Source organism: Actinorectispora metalli, from assembly GCF_056323685.1.
The window spans coordinates 2,699,990-2,716,433 of the sequence record NZ_JBREYE010000001.1; the positions used below are offsets into that span (position 1 = coordinate 2,699,990).

Here is a 16,444-nt window from a genome sequence, read left to right on the forward strand (position 1 = left end):
CACGTGACGACGTTCAAGACGTTGGCCGCTGCGCCCGAGGTGGCCGAGGTCGGCGCGGGCTCGGTCGCCCAGTGGGCCTGGCTGCTGGTCGCGCTGCCCGCATTGGGCGCGGCGATCCTGCTGCTGGTGGGCCGCCGCGGCAACGCATGGGGCCACCTGCTCGGGTGCGCCACCGTGCTCGGCTCCTTCGGCGTCGGTCTCGCGCTGTTCTTCGAGTCCCTCCGCACCGACGCCGCGAACCGGGTCCAGGAGCTTCCGCTGTTCACCTGGATCGACGTCGCCGCGCTGAACGTGGAGTTCGGGCTCCGGCTCGACCCGCTCTCGCTGACCTTCGTGCTGCTGATCACCGGTGTCGGATCGCTGATCCACATCTACTCGATCGGCTACATGGCGCACGACCAGGAGGGCCGCACCGGCAAGGACAACACCGAGCGGCGCCGGTTCTTCGCCTACCTGAACCTGTTCGTCGCCGCGATGCTGATCCTGGTGCTCGGCAACGGCTTCGTGACGCTGTACCTCGGCTGGGAGGGCGTCGGCCTCGCCTCGTACCTGCTGATCGCGTTCTGGCAGCACCGCCCCGCCGCGGCCACCGCCGCGAAGAAGGCGTTCCTGATGAACCGGGTCGGCGACATCGGCCTGGCGCTGGCGATCTTCCTGATGTTCAACCGCCTGGGCACCACTCAGTACTCCGATGTGTTCGCCCGCGCAGGCGAGTTCACCACCGCCGAGGTGCTGGCCATCAGCGTGCTGCTGCTGCTCGGCGCCTGCGGCAAGTCCGGCCAGTTCCCGCTGCAAGCCTGGTTGCCCGACGCCATGGAGGGCCCGACCCCGGTCTCCGCCCTGATCCACGCGGCGACCATGGTCACCGCCGGGGTGTACCTGATCGCGCGGGCCAACCCGATCTACAACCTGACCGAGGACGGCAGGCTGGTCGTCACCATCATCGGCGCGGTCACGCTGCTGATCGGATGCATCATCGGCTGCGCCTACGACGACTTCAAAAAGGTGCTGGCCTACTCCACGGTCAGCCAGATCGGCTACATGATCCTCGCCGTCGGCCTCGGCCCGATCGGCTACGCGCTGGGCATCATGCACCTGCTCACCCACGGCTTCTTCAAGGCAGGGCTGTTCCTCGGCGCGGGCTCGGTCATGCACGGCATGAACGACGAGGGCGATATCCGCAAGATGGGCGGCCTGGCTCGGCACATGCCGGTCACCTTCGCCACCTGGACGCTGGGCTACCTCGCGCTGATCGGCTTCCCGTTCCTCTCCGGCTACTACTCCAAGGACGCCATCATCGAGGCGGCCATGGGCCAGGAGGGCTGGCGCGGCTGGGTGTTCGGCGGGGCCGCGATGTTCGGCGCCGCGCTCACCGCGTTCTACATGACCCGCCTGCTGCTGCTGGTCTTCCTCGGCGAGAAGCGGTGGAAGAACCTGCGCAGCGCCGACGGCCGCGAGTACCACCCGCACGAGTCGCCCGCGGTGATGACGGTCCCGATGATCGTGCTGGCCCTCGGCTCGCTCGGCGCCGGGTTCCTGTTCACCCGCAACGACGCGCTGGTCACCTGGCTGGCGCCGTCGCTCGGTGAGTTGCAGGAGGCGGGCCACCACGGTGCGATCCCGCATGAGCTGGTGCCGATCGTGACGGTGGCGCTGTCCGCGCTCGGCGCGCTCACCGCCTGGCTGATCTTCGGCCGCCGCCGGGTTCCGGTGGAACGGCCGGTCCGGGTGGCCTGGCCGGTGCGCGCCGCCCGCCGCGACCTCTACGCCAACGCCATCAACGAGGCGCTGTTCGCCCGTCCCGGCACCTGGTTGACCCGCTTCCTGGTCTTCGTCGACAACCGGGGCGTCGACGGGGTGGTCAACGGCACCGCGGCGCTGCTCGGCGGCAGTTCCGGCAGGCTGCGCAGGCTGCAAACCGGGTTCGTCCGCTCCTACGCGCTGTCCATGCTGGCCGGTGCCATCGTCGTGTTCGGAGCTCTACTGATGGTGAGGTTCACCTGATGGGATCCGCAGCCCTGATCGCCCTGGTGGTGCTGCCGCTGGTCGGCGGCATCGTGGTGGCCTTCCTCGGCGCGTCCGACCGGGCCGCCAAGGCGACCGCGTTCTTCTTCGCGTTCTGCGAGATCGCGCTCGCCGCCGTCGTCTGGGCGAACTACGACCCGGACGGCGCCCGCCTCCAGCTGACCAGCTCGATGGAGTGGATACCGGCGTTCGGCGCCCGCTTCGCCTTCGGCGTCGACGGCATCGCGCTGGTGATGATCGCGTTGATCGCGCTGCTGGTGCCGATCGTGATCGGCGCTTCGTGGGCGGACAAGCTGCCCGCCGGGCGCAGCATGGCGGGCTTCCTCTCGCTGCTGCTGATCATGGAGACGTTCATGATCGGCGTGTTCGCCGCCACCGACGTCTTCCTGTTCTACGTGTTCTTCGAGGCGATGCTGATCCCGATGTACTTCCTCATCGGGCGCTTCGGCGGCGCCAACCGGCAGTACGCGGCGGTCAAGTTCTTCCTGTACTCGCTGTTCGGCGGCCTGATCATGCTGGCGTCGGTGATCGGCGTGTACGTGGTCGGCAAGAACCGCGTCGGTGAGGGCACCTTCGACTGGGCGACGCTGGTCTCGGTGGTGCGGGATGCCGACACCACCACCCAGATCTGGCTGTTCCTCGGCTTCGCCATCGCGTTCGCGATCAAGGCACCGCTGGTCCCGCTGCACACCTGGCTGCCCGACGCGGGCGCCGAGGCGCCGATCGGAGCCGGCGTGCTGCTGGTCGGCGTGCTGGACAAGGTCGGCACCTTCGGCTTCCTGCGCTATTGCCTCCCGATGTTCCCGGAGGCCAGCAAGGTGATGGCGCCGGTGATCCTGGTGATGGCCGTGGTCGGCATCATCTACGGCTCGCTGCTCGCGGTCGGCCAGAGCGATATGAAGCGCTTCGTCACCTATACCTCGATCGCCCACTTCGGCTTTATCGCGCTGGGCATCTTCGCCTTCAGCTCGCAGGCCGGGGCGGGCGCGGTGCTGTACATGGTCAACCACGGCATCGCGACCGGCATGCTGTTCCTGGTCGTCGGCATGGTGATGGCCCGCGGCGGTTCGCGGCTGTTCGAGGACTACGGCGGCATGGCCAAGCTGACCCCGGCCCTGGGCGGCGCGTTCCTCATCGCGGGCCTTGCCTCGCTGGCGCTGCCCGGCACCAACTCCTTCGTCAGCGAGTTCCTGGTGCTGGTCGGTTCGTTCCCGAACGAGCCGGTGTACACGATCGTCGCCGCCTGCGGCATGGTGCTGGCCGCGCTGTACGTGTTGTGGGCCTACCAGCGGGTCATGCAGGGACCGGTGCGCGGTACGGCGTTGGTCGGCGCGACCGGCGGCCCCGGCTCGGCGACCGATCCGGCGAAGGCCAAGATCCGTGACCTGTCCGGTCGCGAGATCGCCGTGCTGGCGCCGCTGGTGGCGCTGATCATCGGCATCGGGTTCTTCCCGAAGCCGGTACTCGACGTGATCACCCCGTCTGTCCAGCAGACGCTCACCGAGGTCGGCGTGACCGACCCGGTCCAGGGAGGCAAGTGATGCAGGCTGCGGCGTCGGTTTCGGCGGTCCTGGCCCAGCAGCCGGACGGGCTGCAGATCCCGGAGATCCACTACGGCGCGATCCTGCCGATGCTGATCGTGCTCGGCTTCGCCTGCATCGGTGTGCTCGTCGAGTTGCTGCCCCGCCAGCTGCGCTGGTCGGTGCAGGTGGTGTCGACGTTGCTGGGTCTGGTCGCGGCGGGTCTGGCGCTGGCCGTGTACCTGAACAAGCCCGGCACCTACGCCGACGGCGCTGACAAGCCCTTCGAGCCGTTCACCACGATCGGCGGCACGCTCGCCATCGACCGCCCCACCATGTTCATCTGGGGCACCCTGCTGGCGCTGGGCATCGGCTCGCTGCTGCTGATCGCCGACCGCTCGGTCGAGCCCGGCGGCGCGTTCGTATCGCAGGCCGCGATCCGACCGGGCACCGTCCAGGACCGGGCGCAGGTCGGCATGACCGGGATGCAGACCGAGGTGTTCCCGCTGTTCCTGTTCGCACTCGGCGGCATGATGGCCTTCGTCGCGGCGAACGACCTGCTCACCATGTTCGTGGCGCTGGAGGTCCTGTCGCTGCCGCTGTACCTGATGTGCGGGCTTGCCCGGCGGCGGCGCCTCATCTCGCAGGAAGCGGCGGTCAAGTACTTCCTGCTCGGCGCGTTCGCCTCGGCCTTCTTCCTGTACGGCCTCGCGCTGCTCTACGGCTACGCGGGCTCGGTGAAGCTGTCCGCCATCGCCGACGCCGCGGGCGGCAGCCTCCGCTCGGACACCCTGCTGTTCGCGGGTCTTGCGCTGCTGGTGGTCGGTCTGCTTTTCAAGGCATCGGTCGGCCCGTTCCAAACCTGGACCCCCGACGTCTACCAGGGCGCCCCGACCCCGATCACCGCGTTCATGGCGGCCTGCACCAAGGTGGCCGCCTTCGGCGCCATCCTGCGGGTGCTGACGGTGGCGTTCGAGTCCACCAGCTGGGAATGGCGTGGTGTGATGTGGGCCATCGCCATCGTCTCGATGGGCATCGGCGCTGTGCTCGGTCTCACCCAGACCGACGTCAAGCGCATGCTCGCCTACTCCTCGATCGCGCACGCCGGCTTCCTGCTGATCGGCTCCATCGCGATGACCCAGGACGGCCTGTCGGCCACCCTGTTCTACCTGCTGGCCTACGGCTTCACCACGCTGGCCGCGTTCGGGGTGATCAGCCTGGTCCGCAACGCCGACGGTGAGGCCACTCACCTGTCTCAGTGGGCTGGCCTGGCCAAGCGGTCCCCGCTGGTCGCGGCGGTGTTCACGTTCCTGCTGCTCGCGCTGGCGGGCATCCCGCTGACGAGCGGCTTCGTCGGCAAGTTCGTGGTGTTCTCCGCCGCACTGGCCGATGGCATGGCGCCGCTTGTGGTGATCGCCCTAATTGCCAGCGCGGTGGCCGCATTCTTCTATCTCCGCGTTATCGTGCTGATGTACTTCAGCGAGCCTGCCGCGGACGGTCCCACGGTGAGTGTGCCCGGCGTGTTCACCACGGCGGCAATCACGCTTGGCGCTCTGGTTACGCTGCTGCTAGGGATCGCACCACAGTGGCTGCTGGACTGGGCCAGTCTTGGCGGGTTCAGCTCGTAGACCTTTGGGATGGGGAGCGTGTCGGGTAACCAGGCGTCAGGTGGCGGTGCGCAACTGGTCCTCGGTGACCCGGCGTTCTCCGAATCGATCGTGAAGGGCCTCCACTCGGTGGAGGAACTCCTGCACGCGGTCGTCCGCAGCGACTTCTCCTTCGTGACCGAGGCCGCGCTGCACCTGGTGGACGCGGGCGGAAAACGCATCCGCCCGATGTTCACCCTGCTCGCGGCCGAACTGGGCAAGCCGTCCAAAGAGGACGTCATCAAGGCCGCTGCCGTGGTGGAGCTGGTGCACCTGGCCACGCTGTACCACGACGATGTGATGGACGAGGCCACCATGCGCCGCGGGGCGCCCAGCGCCAACGCCCGCTGGGACAACTCGGTGGCCATCCTGACCGGCGACTTCCTCTTCGCGCACGCCTCCGCGCTGGTCTCCGACCTCGGCACGGACGCGGCGCGGATCATCGCCGAGACCTTCGGCCAACTCGTCACCGGCCAGATGCGCGAGACCGTCGGCCCCCGCGACGGCGAGGACCAGGTCGAGCACTACCTGACCGTGATCGCGGAGAAGACCGGCTCGCTGATCGCCACCGCGGGCCGCTTCGGCGGCATGTTCGCGGGGCTGGACGATCGGCGGATCGACGCGCTGCGCCGTTACGGTGAGATCATCGGCACCGCGTTCCAGATCTCCGACGACGTCATCGACATCTCCTCGGCCTCCGCCGAGTCCGGCAAGACGCCCGGTACCGACCTGCGCGAAGGCGTGCTCACGCTGCCGATGCTCTACGCCATCGCCGACGGTTCCGACGCGCGGCTGAACGAGCTTCTCGCAGGCCCCATCGCCGAAGACGCCCTGGTCGAGGAGGCGCTGGACCGGCTGCGGGTCTCGGCAGGCATGGAACGCGCCCGCAAGACCCTGGACGACTACGCCGACCGCGCCCGCTCCGTGCTGCCGGAACTGCCCGACAGCCCGGCCCGTACGGCGCTGGCGAACCTCGCCGACTACGTCATCGCCCGCACCAACTGATCAGGCTCGCCGCCGATTCCGCCGCGCGGTCAGCAGCGCGTCGGCGGTGAACACGGTGATCGCCAGCCAGACCAGGGCGAAGCCCGCCCACCGCTGGGGTGGCATCTCCTCGTGGCCGATCAGCACGCCGTAGAGGAACTGCAGGATCGGTGCCGTGTACTGCACGATGCCGATCAGCGTCAGCGGGATCAGGCGGGCCGCCGCGCCGAACAGCAGCAGCGGCACGGCGGTCATCGGACCTGCCGCGATGAGCAGCCATGGGTGCACGGGGCCGTGGTCGAAGAAGGTGCCCGCGGTGCCGAGCCACAGCAGGTAGGCCAGGGCGGCCGGGGTCAGCACGATGCTCTCCGCGGTGAGGCTGCTGATGCCGTCCAGCGGCACCGTCTTCTTGATCAGCCCGTACAGGGAGAAGCTGGTGGCCAGGATCAGCGAGATCACCGGCAGTTTGCCGTAGGTCACCGTCAGCAGGACAACGGCGCTCGCTGCGATGCCCACCGCCACCCATTGCATGGCGCGCAGCCGCTCGCGCAGCACCACGATGCCGAGCAGCACGCTGACCAGCGGGCCGATGAAGTAGCCCAGCGCCACCTCGACGACATGCCCGGTGGCGGCGCCGTAGATGAACGTCCCCCAGTTCACCGCGATCAGCACCGCCGCCGCCGTGACCATCGCCCAGCCCCGGCCGCGCAGCGCCAGCACCTGCCGCCACCTGCCCAGTACCGCCGCGATCGCGGCGACGGCCACCATGGTCCAGACGATGCGGTGGCCGAGGATCTCGCCGGGGCTCGCGGGCACCAACAGCAACAGGAACGCGGGGAAGGTGCCCCAGCAGAGATAGGCGCTGAAGGCGAGGCCGACGCCGGTCGCGCCTGTCGGGCGGGCGGTGATCGTGTCGTGTTCGGTCGACGAGGTCAGTGGGGGCACATCAGCACGCTAATGACCCGCGGCGCTCGAGGTCTCGCGGTTTTCGGCCACGCCTCATTCGAGACGCCCGGTGTGTGGCGAGATGCCGGAAACGGAAACGGCCCCGTACCGCCCACTCGCCTGAGCACCGCGAACTCCGGTGGGGAATACTGCACGCCACGGGCGGTTTCGTGCCGGCCTGTGCAGACTCGGCGACGGCGAGGAGGACGTGCTCCAATGCAGCTCTTCGGGCAGGTGTGGCTGTGGAGCCTGTTGGCGTTCCTGCTGGGTGCCTTTTTCACCTGGCTGCTGATGGCGCGCCCGGCGGCAAAGCGGATCGCCGCGCTGGAGGCCGAGCAGCGGCGCCTGACCCAGGAACTGGAGGCCGCCCCGCCCCGGCGGGAGAGCCTGGAGGCCGCGTTCGGCTCGTCCTACGGCCGCACGCCCCACGTCGACCCGGAGCCCGCCGCTGCCGTTGGCGCCACCGCCATCATCGAGCCGCCTACGTCGACCGCTCCGCCCGTGCCGCCCGCGCCGACCACTCCGCCTGCGCCGCCGCGGGCGCCCGTTGAGCCGCCTGCGCCGGAGCCCGCGCGCTGGGCGGCGAAGACCACCGACTACGACGCGCCCGCCCGCGAGGACAGCCCGGAACAGGGCCACGACGACTGGTTCGCCGCGGCCACCCCGTACCAGGACGACGTCGCGGAGCCGTACCGGGACGAGGTGCCCGCCGCCTACCTGGACAACGCCGCCGAGGCCGACACGACCGAAGCGTCCGGTCCGCCTGCGGAAGACGCCGAGGCACGGGAACGCGGCGCCCTCCTGCTGGGCGAGCCCGCACCCACCGAGACCGTGGTCGCGCCCGACTCCGAGCACCGCCCGGAGCCCATCGCGAACACCGTCGAGGTGCCGCCCGTCGCGGAGCGGCTGACCCCCGCCGCGAGCACTCCGCCCGCGCCCGCCGAGGACACCCCGGACATCCCGGTCGCACCCGCGGCAGGCGCCCCCGTCACGCCGCCCGCGGATACACCCGCGACGCCTGCCACGGGCATCCCCGGCACGCCTGCGGCCGACACGCCCGCCAGGTCGCTGTTCACGCCCGCGGCAGGCACACCCGCGCCGTCTCCGCACACACCGGCCGCGGGCACGCCTATGGCGGCACCGCACACGCCCGCCGCGGGTTCGCCCACGGCGTCTCCGCACACGCCGGCCGCAGGCACACCCGTCACCCCCGCCGCCGCCACCGGTGAGCAGCCCGCTGTCGACGAGCCCCGGCCCGCGCCCGCCGACCAGCCGCAGATCACGCCCGCGGCGACCGCCGCGTCCAAGCCGCTGCCGGTGCGCAAGCCCCGAGCGGGCAGGACGCCCGCGGCCCAGCCGGAAGAGTTCAGCAGGCATCTGAACGAGCTGACCGCGGTGATGCCCGCCGTGCAGCCGGATCCGCCCGCGGACGCCGAGCCCGGCAGGCAGCAGCCCGAGCCGCCAAAGCCGGAGACCCCGCGCAAGCCCCGCGTCTTCGGCAACGCCACCAAGGGCCCCACCGAGCAGGACGTGATCGAAACCGAACTCGCGGAAGCCACGCCGGGAGCCGGGGAGCGGACCACACCGGAGCGGCAGGAGCCCGAGCCGTCCGCCGCCGAAAGCCCCGAGCCGCAGGCGCCGCCGGAGCCCGACTTCACCAGGGCACGCTCCCTGTTCGAGCCGGTGCTCGCGCCCGAGCCCGCCGAATCCGGCTACAAGGCGGGCAACGGCTTCAACCGCGCCGCCCCGCCGGAGGCGCAGCCCCAGCCAGGGCAGCGGGGCGAACGCTCAAGCTGACAACGACGAAGGGCCCCGCCGAACTCGGCGGGGCCCTTCGTCGCGTTCGTGCGGACCTAGGCGACGGTCCAGGTGTCCTTGCCGCGGAGCAGGCTCTGCAGGTCCGGCGTCGACTTCTCGATCGCCGCGTTGACCTGCGCCCGGGCTGAGTCGTCGTAGGTCGGCCGCTGCACCGACCGGAACACGCCGGTCACGGTGTGCGAGAGGTCCTGGGCGGACAGCCGGGACAGCGCGAAGGCGTAGGACGGGTCGTCCAGCGTGGCATCGTGCACCACCAGGGCGTCCTCGCCCACCTCGTCGACCTTCGCCACCTCGAGCCCGCCGAAGCCGCTGCGCACCACGCCGTACTCGCCCGCCGGGCCGAACCGGATCGGCTGCCCGTGGGTGATGTTGATGATGCGTCGCTGCGCCTCGTTCGGCTCCTTCAGCACGTCGAAGGCACCGTCGTTGAAGATCGGGCAGTTCTGGTAGATCTCCACCAGCGCGCTGCCCCGGTGCTCGGCGGCCTGCCGGAGCACCTCGGTCAGCCCGGCCCGGTCCGAGTCGATGGCCCGGCCGACGAAGCTCGCCTCGGCGCCCAGCGCCAGCGACACCGGGTTGAAGGGGTGGTCCAGCGAGCCCATCGGAGTGGACTTGGTGACCTTGCCCTCCTCCGAGGTCGGCGAGTACTGGCCCTTGGTCAGCCCGTAGATCCGGTTGTTGAACAGCAGGATCTTGAGGTTGACGTTGCGGCGCAGGGTGTGGATCAGGTGGTTGCCGCCGATGGACAGCGCGTCGCCGTCACCGGTCACCACCCACACCGACAGGTCCGGCCGCGATACGGCAAGGCCGGTGGCGATGGCGGGCGCGCGGCCGTGGATGGAGTGCACGCCGTAGGTGTTCATGTAGTACGGGAACCGGGAGGAGCAGCCGATGCCGGAGATGAACACGATGTTCTCGCGCTTCAGCCCCAAGCTGGGCAGAAACGACTGCACCGCGTTCAGCACGACGTAATCGCCGCACCCGGGACACCAGCGGACCTCCTGATCGGACTTGTAGTCCTTGGCGGTCTGCTTCACGTCGGTGGTCGGGACACCGTCAAGCCCGCCGAGGGCAGGGAGCCCCAAGTCGACAGCGGTCATGCTTTTACAGCCCCTTCACAATGTCGGTGAGCACGTCCTGCAACTCCTCGGCCTTGAACGGCAGGCCCTGCACCTTGGTGTAGCTGATGGCATCCACCAGGTACTTGGCCCGGAGCAGCAGCGCGAGCTGCCCGAGGTTCATCTCTGGTACGACTACCCGCTCATACCGGTTCAGCACCTCACTGAGGTTGGCCGGGAACGGGTTGAGGTGACGAAGGTGGGCGTGCGCGACGGGCATGCCCAGCTTGCGCACCCGGCGGCAGGCGGCGCCGATCGGGCCGTAGGACGAGCCCCAGCCGACCACCAGCACCTTGGCCTGCCCGGACGGGTCGTCGACCTCGACATCGGGCACCGTGATGCCGTCGATCTTGGCCTGCCGCAGCCGCACCATGCGGTCGTGGTTGACCGGGTCATAGGAGATGTTGCCGTTGCCGTCGGCCTTCTCCAGACCGCCGATGCGGTGCTGGAGACCGGGCGTGCCGGGCAGCGCCCACTCCCTGGCCAGGGTTTCCTGGTCACGCAGGTAGGGCCAGAACTCGCCGGAGCCGTCCGGGGCGTTCGGTTCGGTCGCGAACGTCACGCTCAGGTCCGGCAGGTCGCTCACCTCCGGGACCAGCCACGGCTCGGAGCCGTTGGCGATGGCGCCGTCGGAGAGCAGCAGCACCGGGGTCCGGTAGGTCAGCGCGATGCGGGTGGCCTCCAGGGTGGCGTCGAAGCAGTCCGCGGGGGACTGCGGCGCCACGATCGGCACCGGCGATTCGCCGTTGCGGCCGAACATGGCCTGCAGCAGGTCGGCCTGTTCGGTCTTGGTCGGCAGGCCGGTGGACGGCCCGCCGCGCTGCACGTCGATGATCAGCAACGGCAGCTCGGTCATCACCGCGAGGCCGATCGTCTCCGACTTCAGCGCGACGCCGGGACCGGAGGTCGAGGTGACGCCGAGCGCGCCGCCGTACGAGGCGCCCAGCGCCGCGCCGATGCCCGCGATCTCGTCCTCGGCCTGGAAGGTCGTGATGTTGTAATTCTTGTGCCTGCTGAGCTCATGCAGGATGTCGCTGGCAGGCGTGATCGGGTAGGTGCCGAGGAACATCGGCAGCCCGCTCTGCTGGGTGGCCGCCACCAGCCCGTAGGCCAGCGCCGTGTTGCCGGTGATCTGCCGGTAGGTGCCCTGCGCCAGCTTGGCGGGCGCGACCTGGTAGGTGACCGCGAAGCTCTCGGTGGTCTCGCCGTAGTTCCAGCCCGCCCGGAAGGCCAGCACGTTGGCCTCGGCGATATCGGGCTTGCGGGAGAACTTCTCGCGGAGGAACCGCTCGGTGCCCTCGGTCGGCCGGTGGTACATCCAGGACAGCAGGCCGAGCGCGAACATGTTCTTGGCCCGCTCGGCGTCCTTCTTGGACAGCCCGGTCTCCTCAAGCGCCCCGCGCGTGAGCGTCGCCATGGCGACCTTGTGCACGTGGTAGGGCTCCAGCGAGTCGTCCTCCAGCGGGTCGGCGGCGTAGCCGACCTTGGTGAGGTTGCGCTTGCTGAACTCGTCGGTGTTGACGATCAGCGTGCCGCCGTGCGGGAGGTCGGCGATGTTGGCCTTCAGCGCCGCCGGGTTCATCGCCACCAGCACGTCGGGGCGGTCGCCCGGCGTAAGGATGTCGTAATCGGCGAAGTGCAGCTGGAAGCTCGACACGCCCGGCAGCGTTCCTGCTGGGGCGCGGATCTCGGCGGGGAAGTTGGGCAGCGTGGCCAGGTCGTTGCCGAACGCGGCGGCCTCGGAGGTGAAGCGGTCACCGGTGAGCTGCATGCCGTCGCCGGAGTCCCCGGCAAACCGGATGACAACGCGGTCCAGCTTCTGGACCTCGGTCTCGCGATGCGGGGCGGAGTTCCCCACGTCCAGTGTCATGAGCGAGCGCTCCCTCTCTCACCTCGTAGTGGTATGTCGGGGGCCACTACGTGGGTTCAGCGCGGACGGTGCCAGTCGCATTCCCGCATGGCGTCATTGCCACATTCGAGCGTAGTCGCCTGCGGGCGCGCCGTGCCTCAGTCCCAAGTACCGACGCCCTATGCCGATGGGCGCCTGCTGGGGCGAATGGCTTCACCCAGACTACGTGTTACCCGAAGTTACACATAGATGGGTGACCGGTTTCTGCCCTCCCAATGGGACGAAGCTCACGTCCTGGGGCGACTGCGGCGTTGAGGAATGTGAACCTACTTGCGAATTTTGGCCCTCATGGCGGCCAGCAGCGTCGCGAACGCGGGCTTTTCCATGGATTCAAGCTGAGGTGTGAGCTCGGCCTCCACCGCTTCGGGGTGGGTGTCCGAGGCCGCGGTGACCCGCATCGTGCGCTTGGTGGTGACAACCAGTTCGCGTGGTGCTCCCGCGGCCTTGGCCGCCAGCGCGACCGCGTCCTCCACCACGTCCTCGGTCTTGCGCAGGACCAGTCCGGTGCGCACCGCCTCGTCGGCGTCCACCACCTCACCGAACAACGCCATGGCCGCGGCCTGCTGGGGGCCGACGGTGCGGTGCAGCATCCAGGTCATCCCGCCGCCGGGGTGAATGCCCAACTGGAGGAAGCGGGCGTCGAACCGCGCCCGCGGTCCGGCCAGCCGCACATCGCAGGCGAGTGCGAGGTTGAGTCCCGCGCCGACGGCGGCACCGTTCACGGCGGCCACGGTCGGCAGCGTGCAGTACGCGACGGAGAGGAATCCCGCGTAGATGCGGCGCAGACCCTCTTCGCGAGCCTCGCCAAGCTGGGTGAGGTCAGCGCCCGCGCAGAAGGCGGGCGGCTCCCCGGTGATCACGACCGCGCCGACGCCCTCGTCGTTCTCACAGTCCGCCACAGCCGCCGCCAACTGCTCGGAGAGGTCGAGGCTCAGCGCGTTGCGGCGATCCGGGTCGTTCACCGTCAGCACGGCAACGCGGTCCCGGCGGTCGATGCGGATCTCGGCGCCCATGGCTTGAGATCCTGCCACCGGCCGCTGCCCGCCGGATTGTGACGCTGGTCAGGTTTTCGGCGCCGGTGACCGTTCCAGCAGCGTGGACAGCACCACGGTGGAGACGGTGCGGTCGATGAAGCTCATCCCGCGCAGCCGCTCCAGCGCGGTCTCCAGGTGGTGGATGTCACCGGCGCGCAGGTGCACGATCGCGTCCGCCGCGCCCGACACCGTGTAGGCGGCGACCACCTCCGGTAAGGACTCCAGCCCGGCGCGCAGCGCACCGGGCGTCACATTGCCGTTGCAGTGCACCTCGACGAACGCCTCGGTGCCCCAGCCCAGAGCCTCCGGGTCCACCACCGCGGTGAAGCCGCGAAGCACCCCGGCGTCGAGCAGCTTGTCCACCCGCCGCTTCACCGCGGGAGCGGACAATCCGACCACGGCACCGATCTCGGCATAGCTCGATCTCGCGTCCGCGACCAGTCGCGAAATGATTTGATGGTCCGTCCGATCAATACGCAACGTTCTGCCCTCGTGATCGCAATAAAGCGGCGTTGTGTAAACCTACCGGCGCATCCTAAGTTTCGGACCATGACCTCCACACTCGACACCCCGGTTGCCGGGATGCGCGCAGGCTCGTTCGCAGAGCAGGCGTCTGACAGCACCCCGCGAGTGCCGAGCGTCCGGCGGTACCTGATGTGCCCGCCGGAGTACTTCACCGTCGAGTACACGATCAACCCGTGGATGGACCCCACCCAGCCGGTCGACACCGCGCTTGCGATGGCCCAGTGGACCGAGCTCAAGGACACCTACGAGCGCCTCGGCCACAAGGTGGAGCTGATCGAGCCGCAGCCCGGCCTGCCCGATATGGTCTTCGCCGCCAACTCCGGCACCGTCATCAACGGCCACGTCCTCGGCTCGAAGTTCCGCGCCGAGCAGCGCGCCCCCGAGGCCGAGCACTTCCGCCGCTGGTTCCTGGAGAACGGCTACCGCGATGTCGTGATGCCCACCCGGATCAACGAGGCCGAGGGCGACCTCGCCTGGACCGGCACCGTCCTGCTGGCGGGCACCGGCTTCCGCACCGACCCCGGCGCACACGCCGAGGCCCAGGAGGCCCTCGGCGTTCCCGTGGTGTCCCTTCAGCTGACCGACCCGCGCTTCTACCACCTGGACACCGCGTTGTTCGTGCTGGAAGACCGCATCGAGGACAACAGGCGCCCCAACATCGCCTACTACCCCGACGCCTTCTCACCCGGCTCGCAGCGCGTCCTCGCCCGCCTCTTCCCCGACGCCGTGCTGGCCACCGAGGCCGACGCGCTCGGCTTCGGCCTCAACGGCATCTCCGACGGCCGCAACGTGATCCTCCCGCCCGCCGCCACCGCCCTCGGCGAGCGCATCGCGGCCCGCGGCTACGAGCCCGTCTACGTCGACGTCTCCGAATTCCTCAAGTCCGGCGGCGGCCACAAGTGCTGCACGATGGAACTGCGCGACTGAGGACAACAAGCGGATGCCTGCCCGCGAGTGCGCCACTCGCGGGCAGGCATCGTTCATTTCTGGCCTGCCGCGGATGAGCGGGCTGCGTGGGCTCGGTGCGCAGTCGACGAGGCTCACGTCGCGATCACGGTCCGCGAGACCATGATCCGGATCATGGTCAGTCCTCGAGCACGGCTTGGATGTCGAGGCGGATCTCGATGGTGGAGCCGACCACGGCGATGCCGCGGTTGAGGACCTGCTTCCAGTTGATGGTGAAGTCCTCGCGGTGCAGTTCGGTCCTGGCGGTGCAACCGGTGCGCAGGCCGTTCCAGGACTGGGTGCCGAGGTAGGTGGTGTCCAGGCGCACGTTGCTGGTCATGCCGTGCAGGGTCAGTGAACCGCTGACCGCCCAGTGGTCGCCGCGGATCTGTGCGAAGCGCTCGCTGGTGAAGAACAGGTGCCGGTAGCGCTCGACGTCGAGGAAGTCGGCCGAGCGCAGGTGGGCGTCCCGCTTGGGGTTGTTGGTGTTGATGCTGGCGGACTCGATGATCACTTCGATCTTGGTCTGCTCGATCGGCTTGGCGATTTGGATCCGCCCCTGGAACCGGTCGAACTGGCCGTAGACCTTCGACAGCCCGATGTGCCTTGCGACGAAGCGGATCGAGGAGTGGTCGGGGTCGATTCGCCAGATGCCCGGTTGCGGCAGCGTCATGCGGGAGTCCGGGCGGAGCACCAGATTGCCCAGCGCGGCGTGCTGCCCTGGCTGGACCTCGGTGGTCCGGCGGATCGCCTGGTAGCCGCCCGCGCGCACGGCCAGGGTGTACTTGCCGCTGGGGACGGTGGTGATGAAGTAGCCGAAGGAGTCCGTCTCGCCATAGGCGAAGGACTGCCCGAGGCGGCCGGTGACCTCCACCTCGGCGCCGGGGAAGGCGCGGCCCTCGTTGTCGGCCAGCCTGCAACTCAGCGCACCGCTGTTGCGTGGCAACACCGGGAACCGCAGCGGTCCGCCGGACACCCTCCGCCGGGAAGGAGGGGTGTCGATGCCGAGCCGACGCCGCAGTCTGCCGAGATTCATGCGCTCCCCACCGAATTATTTCCGCCGTCAGAGTCTTAGAACGGTTGACAACACCGGTTGGTTCAGCCGGGCGATTTGGTGCACACGCTTGGACGCGGCGATGATGCCGGGGATGAGCAATTCAGCAGTGCGGCGGCGGGCGGCGGCAGGCCCCAGCAGGCTGTGGCGGGCACCGGTGCTCCGTGTCGAGCGGATCACGCCGCGGATGGCCCGGATCACCGTCGGCGGCCCCGACCTCGCGGACTTCGTCGCGGTCGGCGGTGACCAGAGCGTCATGGTCTACCTCTACCCGCCGGGCGCCGAGCTTCCCGACGACCTCACCGTCGAGCGGGCGCGCACGCTGTTCTCCCGGCTGCGGCCCCACATGCGCACCTACACCGTTCGCCGCCACGACCCGGCGGCCAACGAGCTTGACTTCGACTTCGTGCTGCACGGCGACTCGGGCCCGGCGTCGAGGTGGGCCACCGCCGCCCGACCGGGTGACGAGCTGATCTTCGTCGGGCCGTCGCCCGCCCACGAGCTGAACCCGGACGCCGACTCCCATCTGCTGATCGGCGATGAGACCGCGCTGCCCGCGATCACCCTGCTGCTCGCCGAACTGCCCGCGACGGCGAAGGCGCGGGTGTTCATCGAGGTCGCCGACGCCGCCGAGCGCCAGCCGCTGCCCACCGAGGCGGACGCCGAGATCACCTGGCTGTTCCGCGACGGCAAGCCCGCGGGAGCCCCCGACCTCCTGGTCGCCGCCCTGACCGCGGCGGAACTACCCGAAGGGATGATCGACGTGTGGGCGGCGGGCGAGAAGTCCGCCATGTCCGCGGTGCGTGCCCACCTCGTCGACCGGCGCGGATTCGACCGCAGGGCGGTCCGGCCGCACACCTACTGGCGCCGCGAGGCCTGAGCGGTCGGCGGAACTCGGCGCGACCCTGGATCGTTTCGAAG

The 16,444-nt window shown here is 69.6% G+C and carries 13 protein-coding genes; 7 read left to right on the forward strand and 6 right to left on the reverse strand.

All coding sequences use genetic code 11. From position 1 onward, the window contains the following. Positions 1–39 precede the first annotated feature (39 nt). The 4 genes from nuoL to ACU6XJ_RS12760 are packed head-to-tail and all read left to right on the forward strand — an operon-like array spanning position 40 to position 6,196. On the forward strand, positions 40–2,004 hold the full coding sequence (nuoL, locus tag ACU6XJ_RS12745; protein WP_476313982.1) for an NADH-quinone oxidoreductase subunit L: 1,965 nt from the start codon (positions 40–42) through the stop codon (positions 2,002–2,004). Then, the gene (locus ACU6XJ_RS12750) at positions 2,004–3,566 is read left to right on the forward strand and encodes an NADH-quinone oxidoreductase subunit M (protein ID WP_476310169.1); all 1,563 of its coding nucleotides are present in this window, start codon (positions 2,004–2,006) and stop codon (positions 3,564–3,566) included. Before nuoL ends, ACU6XJ_RS12750 begins: the two co-directional genes overlap by 1 nt. Beyond that, entirely contained in the window at positions 3,566–5,173 is a 1,608-nt protein-coding gene (gene nuoN / locus ACU6XJ_RS12755) for an NADH-quinone oxidoreductase subunit NuoN (protein ID WP_476310171.1), read from the forward strand. The genes ACU6XJ_RS12750 and nuoN overlap by 1 nt, the downstream gene beginning before the upstream one ends. Positions 5,174–5,182: 9 nt before the next feature. Beyond that, positions 5,183–6,196, forward strand: coding sequence for a polyprenyl synthetase family protein (locus ACU6XJ_RS12760; RefSeq protein WP_476310173.1), 1,014 nt, complete (start codon positions 5,183–5,185; stop codon positions 6,194–6,196). On the opposite strand, the gene rarD is transcribed toward ACU6XJ_RS12760, so the two are convergent. Continuing rightward, positions 6,197–7,120: an EamA family transporter RarD gene (gene rarD, locus ACU6XJ_RS12765; protein WP_476310176.1), complete on the reverse strand. Its 924-nt coding sequence runs from the start codon at positions 7,118–7,120 to the stop codon at positions 6,197–6,199. It lies immediately after the preceding gene. A 216-nt stretch (positions 7,121–7,336) separates the two neighbouring features. Here rarD and ACU6XJ_RS12770 point away from each other — a divergent pair, with 216 nt between their 5' ends. After that, a complete protein-coding gene (locus tag ACU6XJ_RS12770; RefSeq protein ID WP_476310178.1) occupies positions 7,337–8,917 on the forward strand; it encodes a LapA family protein in 1,581 nt (526 codons plus the stop codon). 56 nt (positions 8,918–8,973) lie between these two features. Here ACU6XJ_RS12770 and ACU6XJ_RS12775 read toward each other — a convergent pair whose 3' ends face one another. The 4 genes from ACU6XJ_RS12775 to ACU6XJ_RS12790 form a co-directional block, all read right to left on the reverse strand. Then, positions 8,974–10,038: a 2-oxoacid:ferredoxin oxidoreductase subunit beta gene (locus tag ACU6XJ_RS12775; protein WP_476310181.1), complete on the reverse strand. Its 1,065-nt coding sequence runs from the start codon at positions 10,036–10,038 to the stop codon at positions 8,974–8,976. A gap of 4 nt (positions 10,039–10,042) precedes the next feature. Next, positions 10,043–11,926 (reverse strand): 2-oxoacid:acceptor oxidoreductase subunit alpha, encoded by a 1,884-nt coding sequence (locus tag ACU6XJ_RS12780; RefSeq protein ID WP_476310184.1) that lies wholly within the window; start codon positions 11,924–11,926, stop codon positions 10,043–10,045. 305 nt (positions 11,927–12,231) lie between these two features. After that, on the reverse strand, positions 12,232–12,978 hold the full coding sequence (locus ACU6XJ_RS12785) for an enoyl-CoA hydratase (protein WP_476313984.1): 747 nt from the start codon (positions 12,976–12,978) through the stop codon (positions 12,232–12,234). Between the two features lie 48 nt (positions 12,979–13,026). Beyond that, positions 13,027–13,473: an Lrp/AsnC family transcriptional regulator gene (locus ACU6XJ_RS12790; RefSeq protein ID WP_476313986.1), complete on the reverse strand. Its 447-nt coding sequence runs from the start codon at positions 13,471–13,473 to the stop codon at positions 13,027–13,029. A gap of 108 nt (positions 13,474–13,581) precedes the next feature. On the opposite strand from ACU6XJ_RS12790, the gene ddaH reads away from it, so the two are divergent. Next, positions 13,582–14,451, forward strand: coding sequence for a dimethylargininase (ddaH, locus tag ACU6XJ_RS12795; protein WP_476313987.1), 870 nt, complete (start codon positions 13,582–13,584; stop codon positions 14,449–14,451). Between the two features lie 157 nt (positions 14,452–14,608). On the opposite strand, the gene ACU6XJ_RS12800 is transcribed toward ddaH, so the two are convergent. Further along, a complete protein-coding gene (locus ACU6XJ_RS12800; protein ID WP_476310186.1) occupies positions 14,609–15,505 on the reverse strand; it encodes a YceI family protein in 897 nt (298 codons plus the stop codon). 112 nt (positions 15,506–15,617) lie between these two features. On the opposite strand from ACU6XJ_RS12800, the gene ACU6XJ_RS12805 reads away from it, so the two are divergent. Next, on the forward strand, positions 15,618–16,403 hold the full coding sequence (locus ACU6XJ_RS12805; RefSeq protein WP_476310189.1) for a siderophore-interacting protein: 786 nt from the start codon (positions 15,618–15,620) through the stop codon (positions 16,401–16,403). The last annotated feature ends 41 nt before the right edge of the window (positions 16,404–16,444 follow it).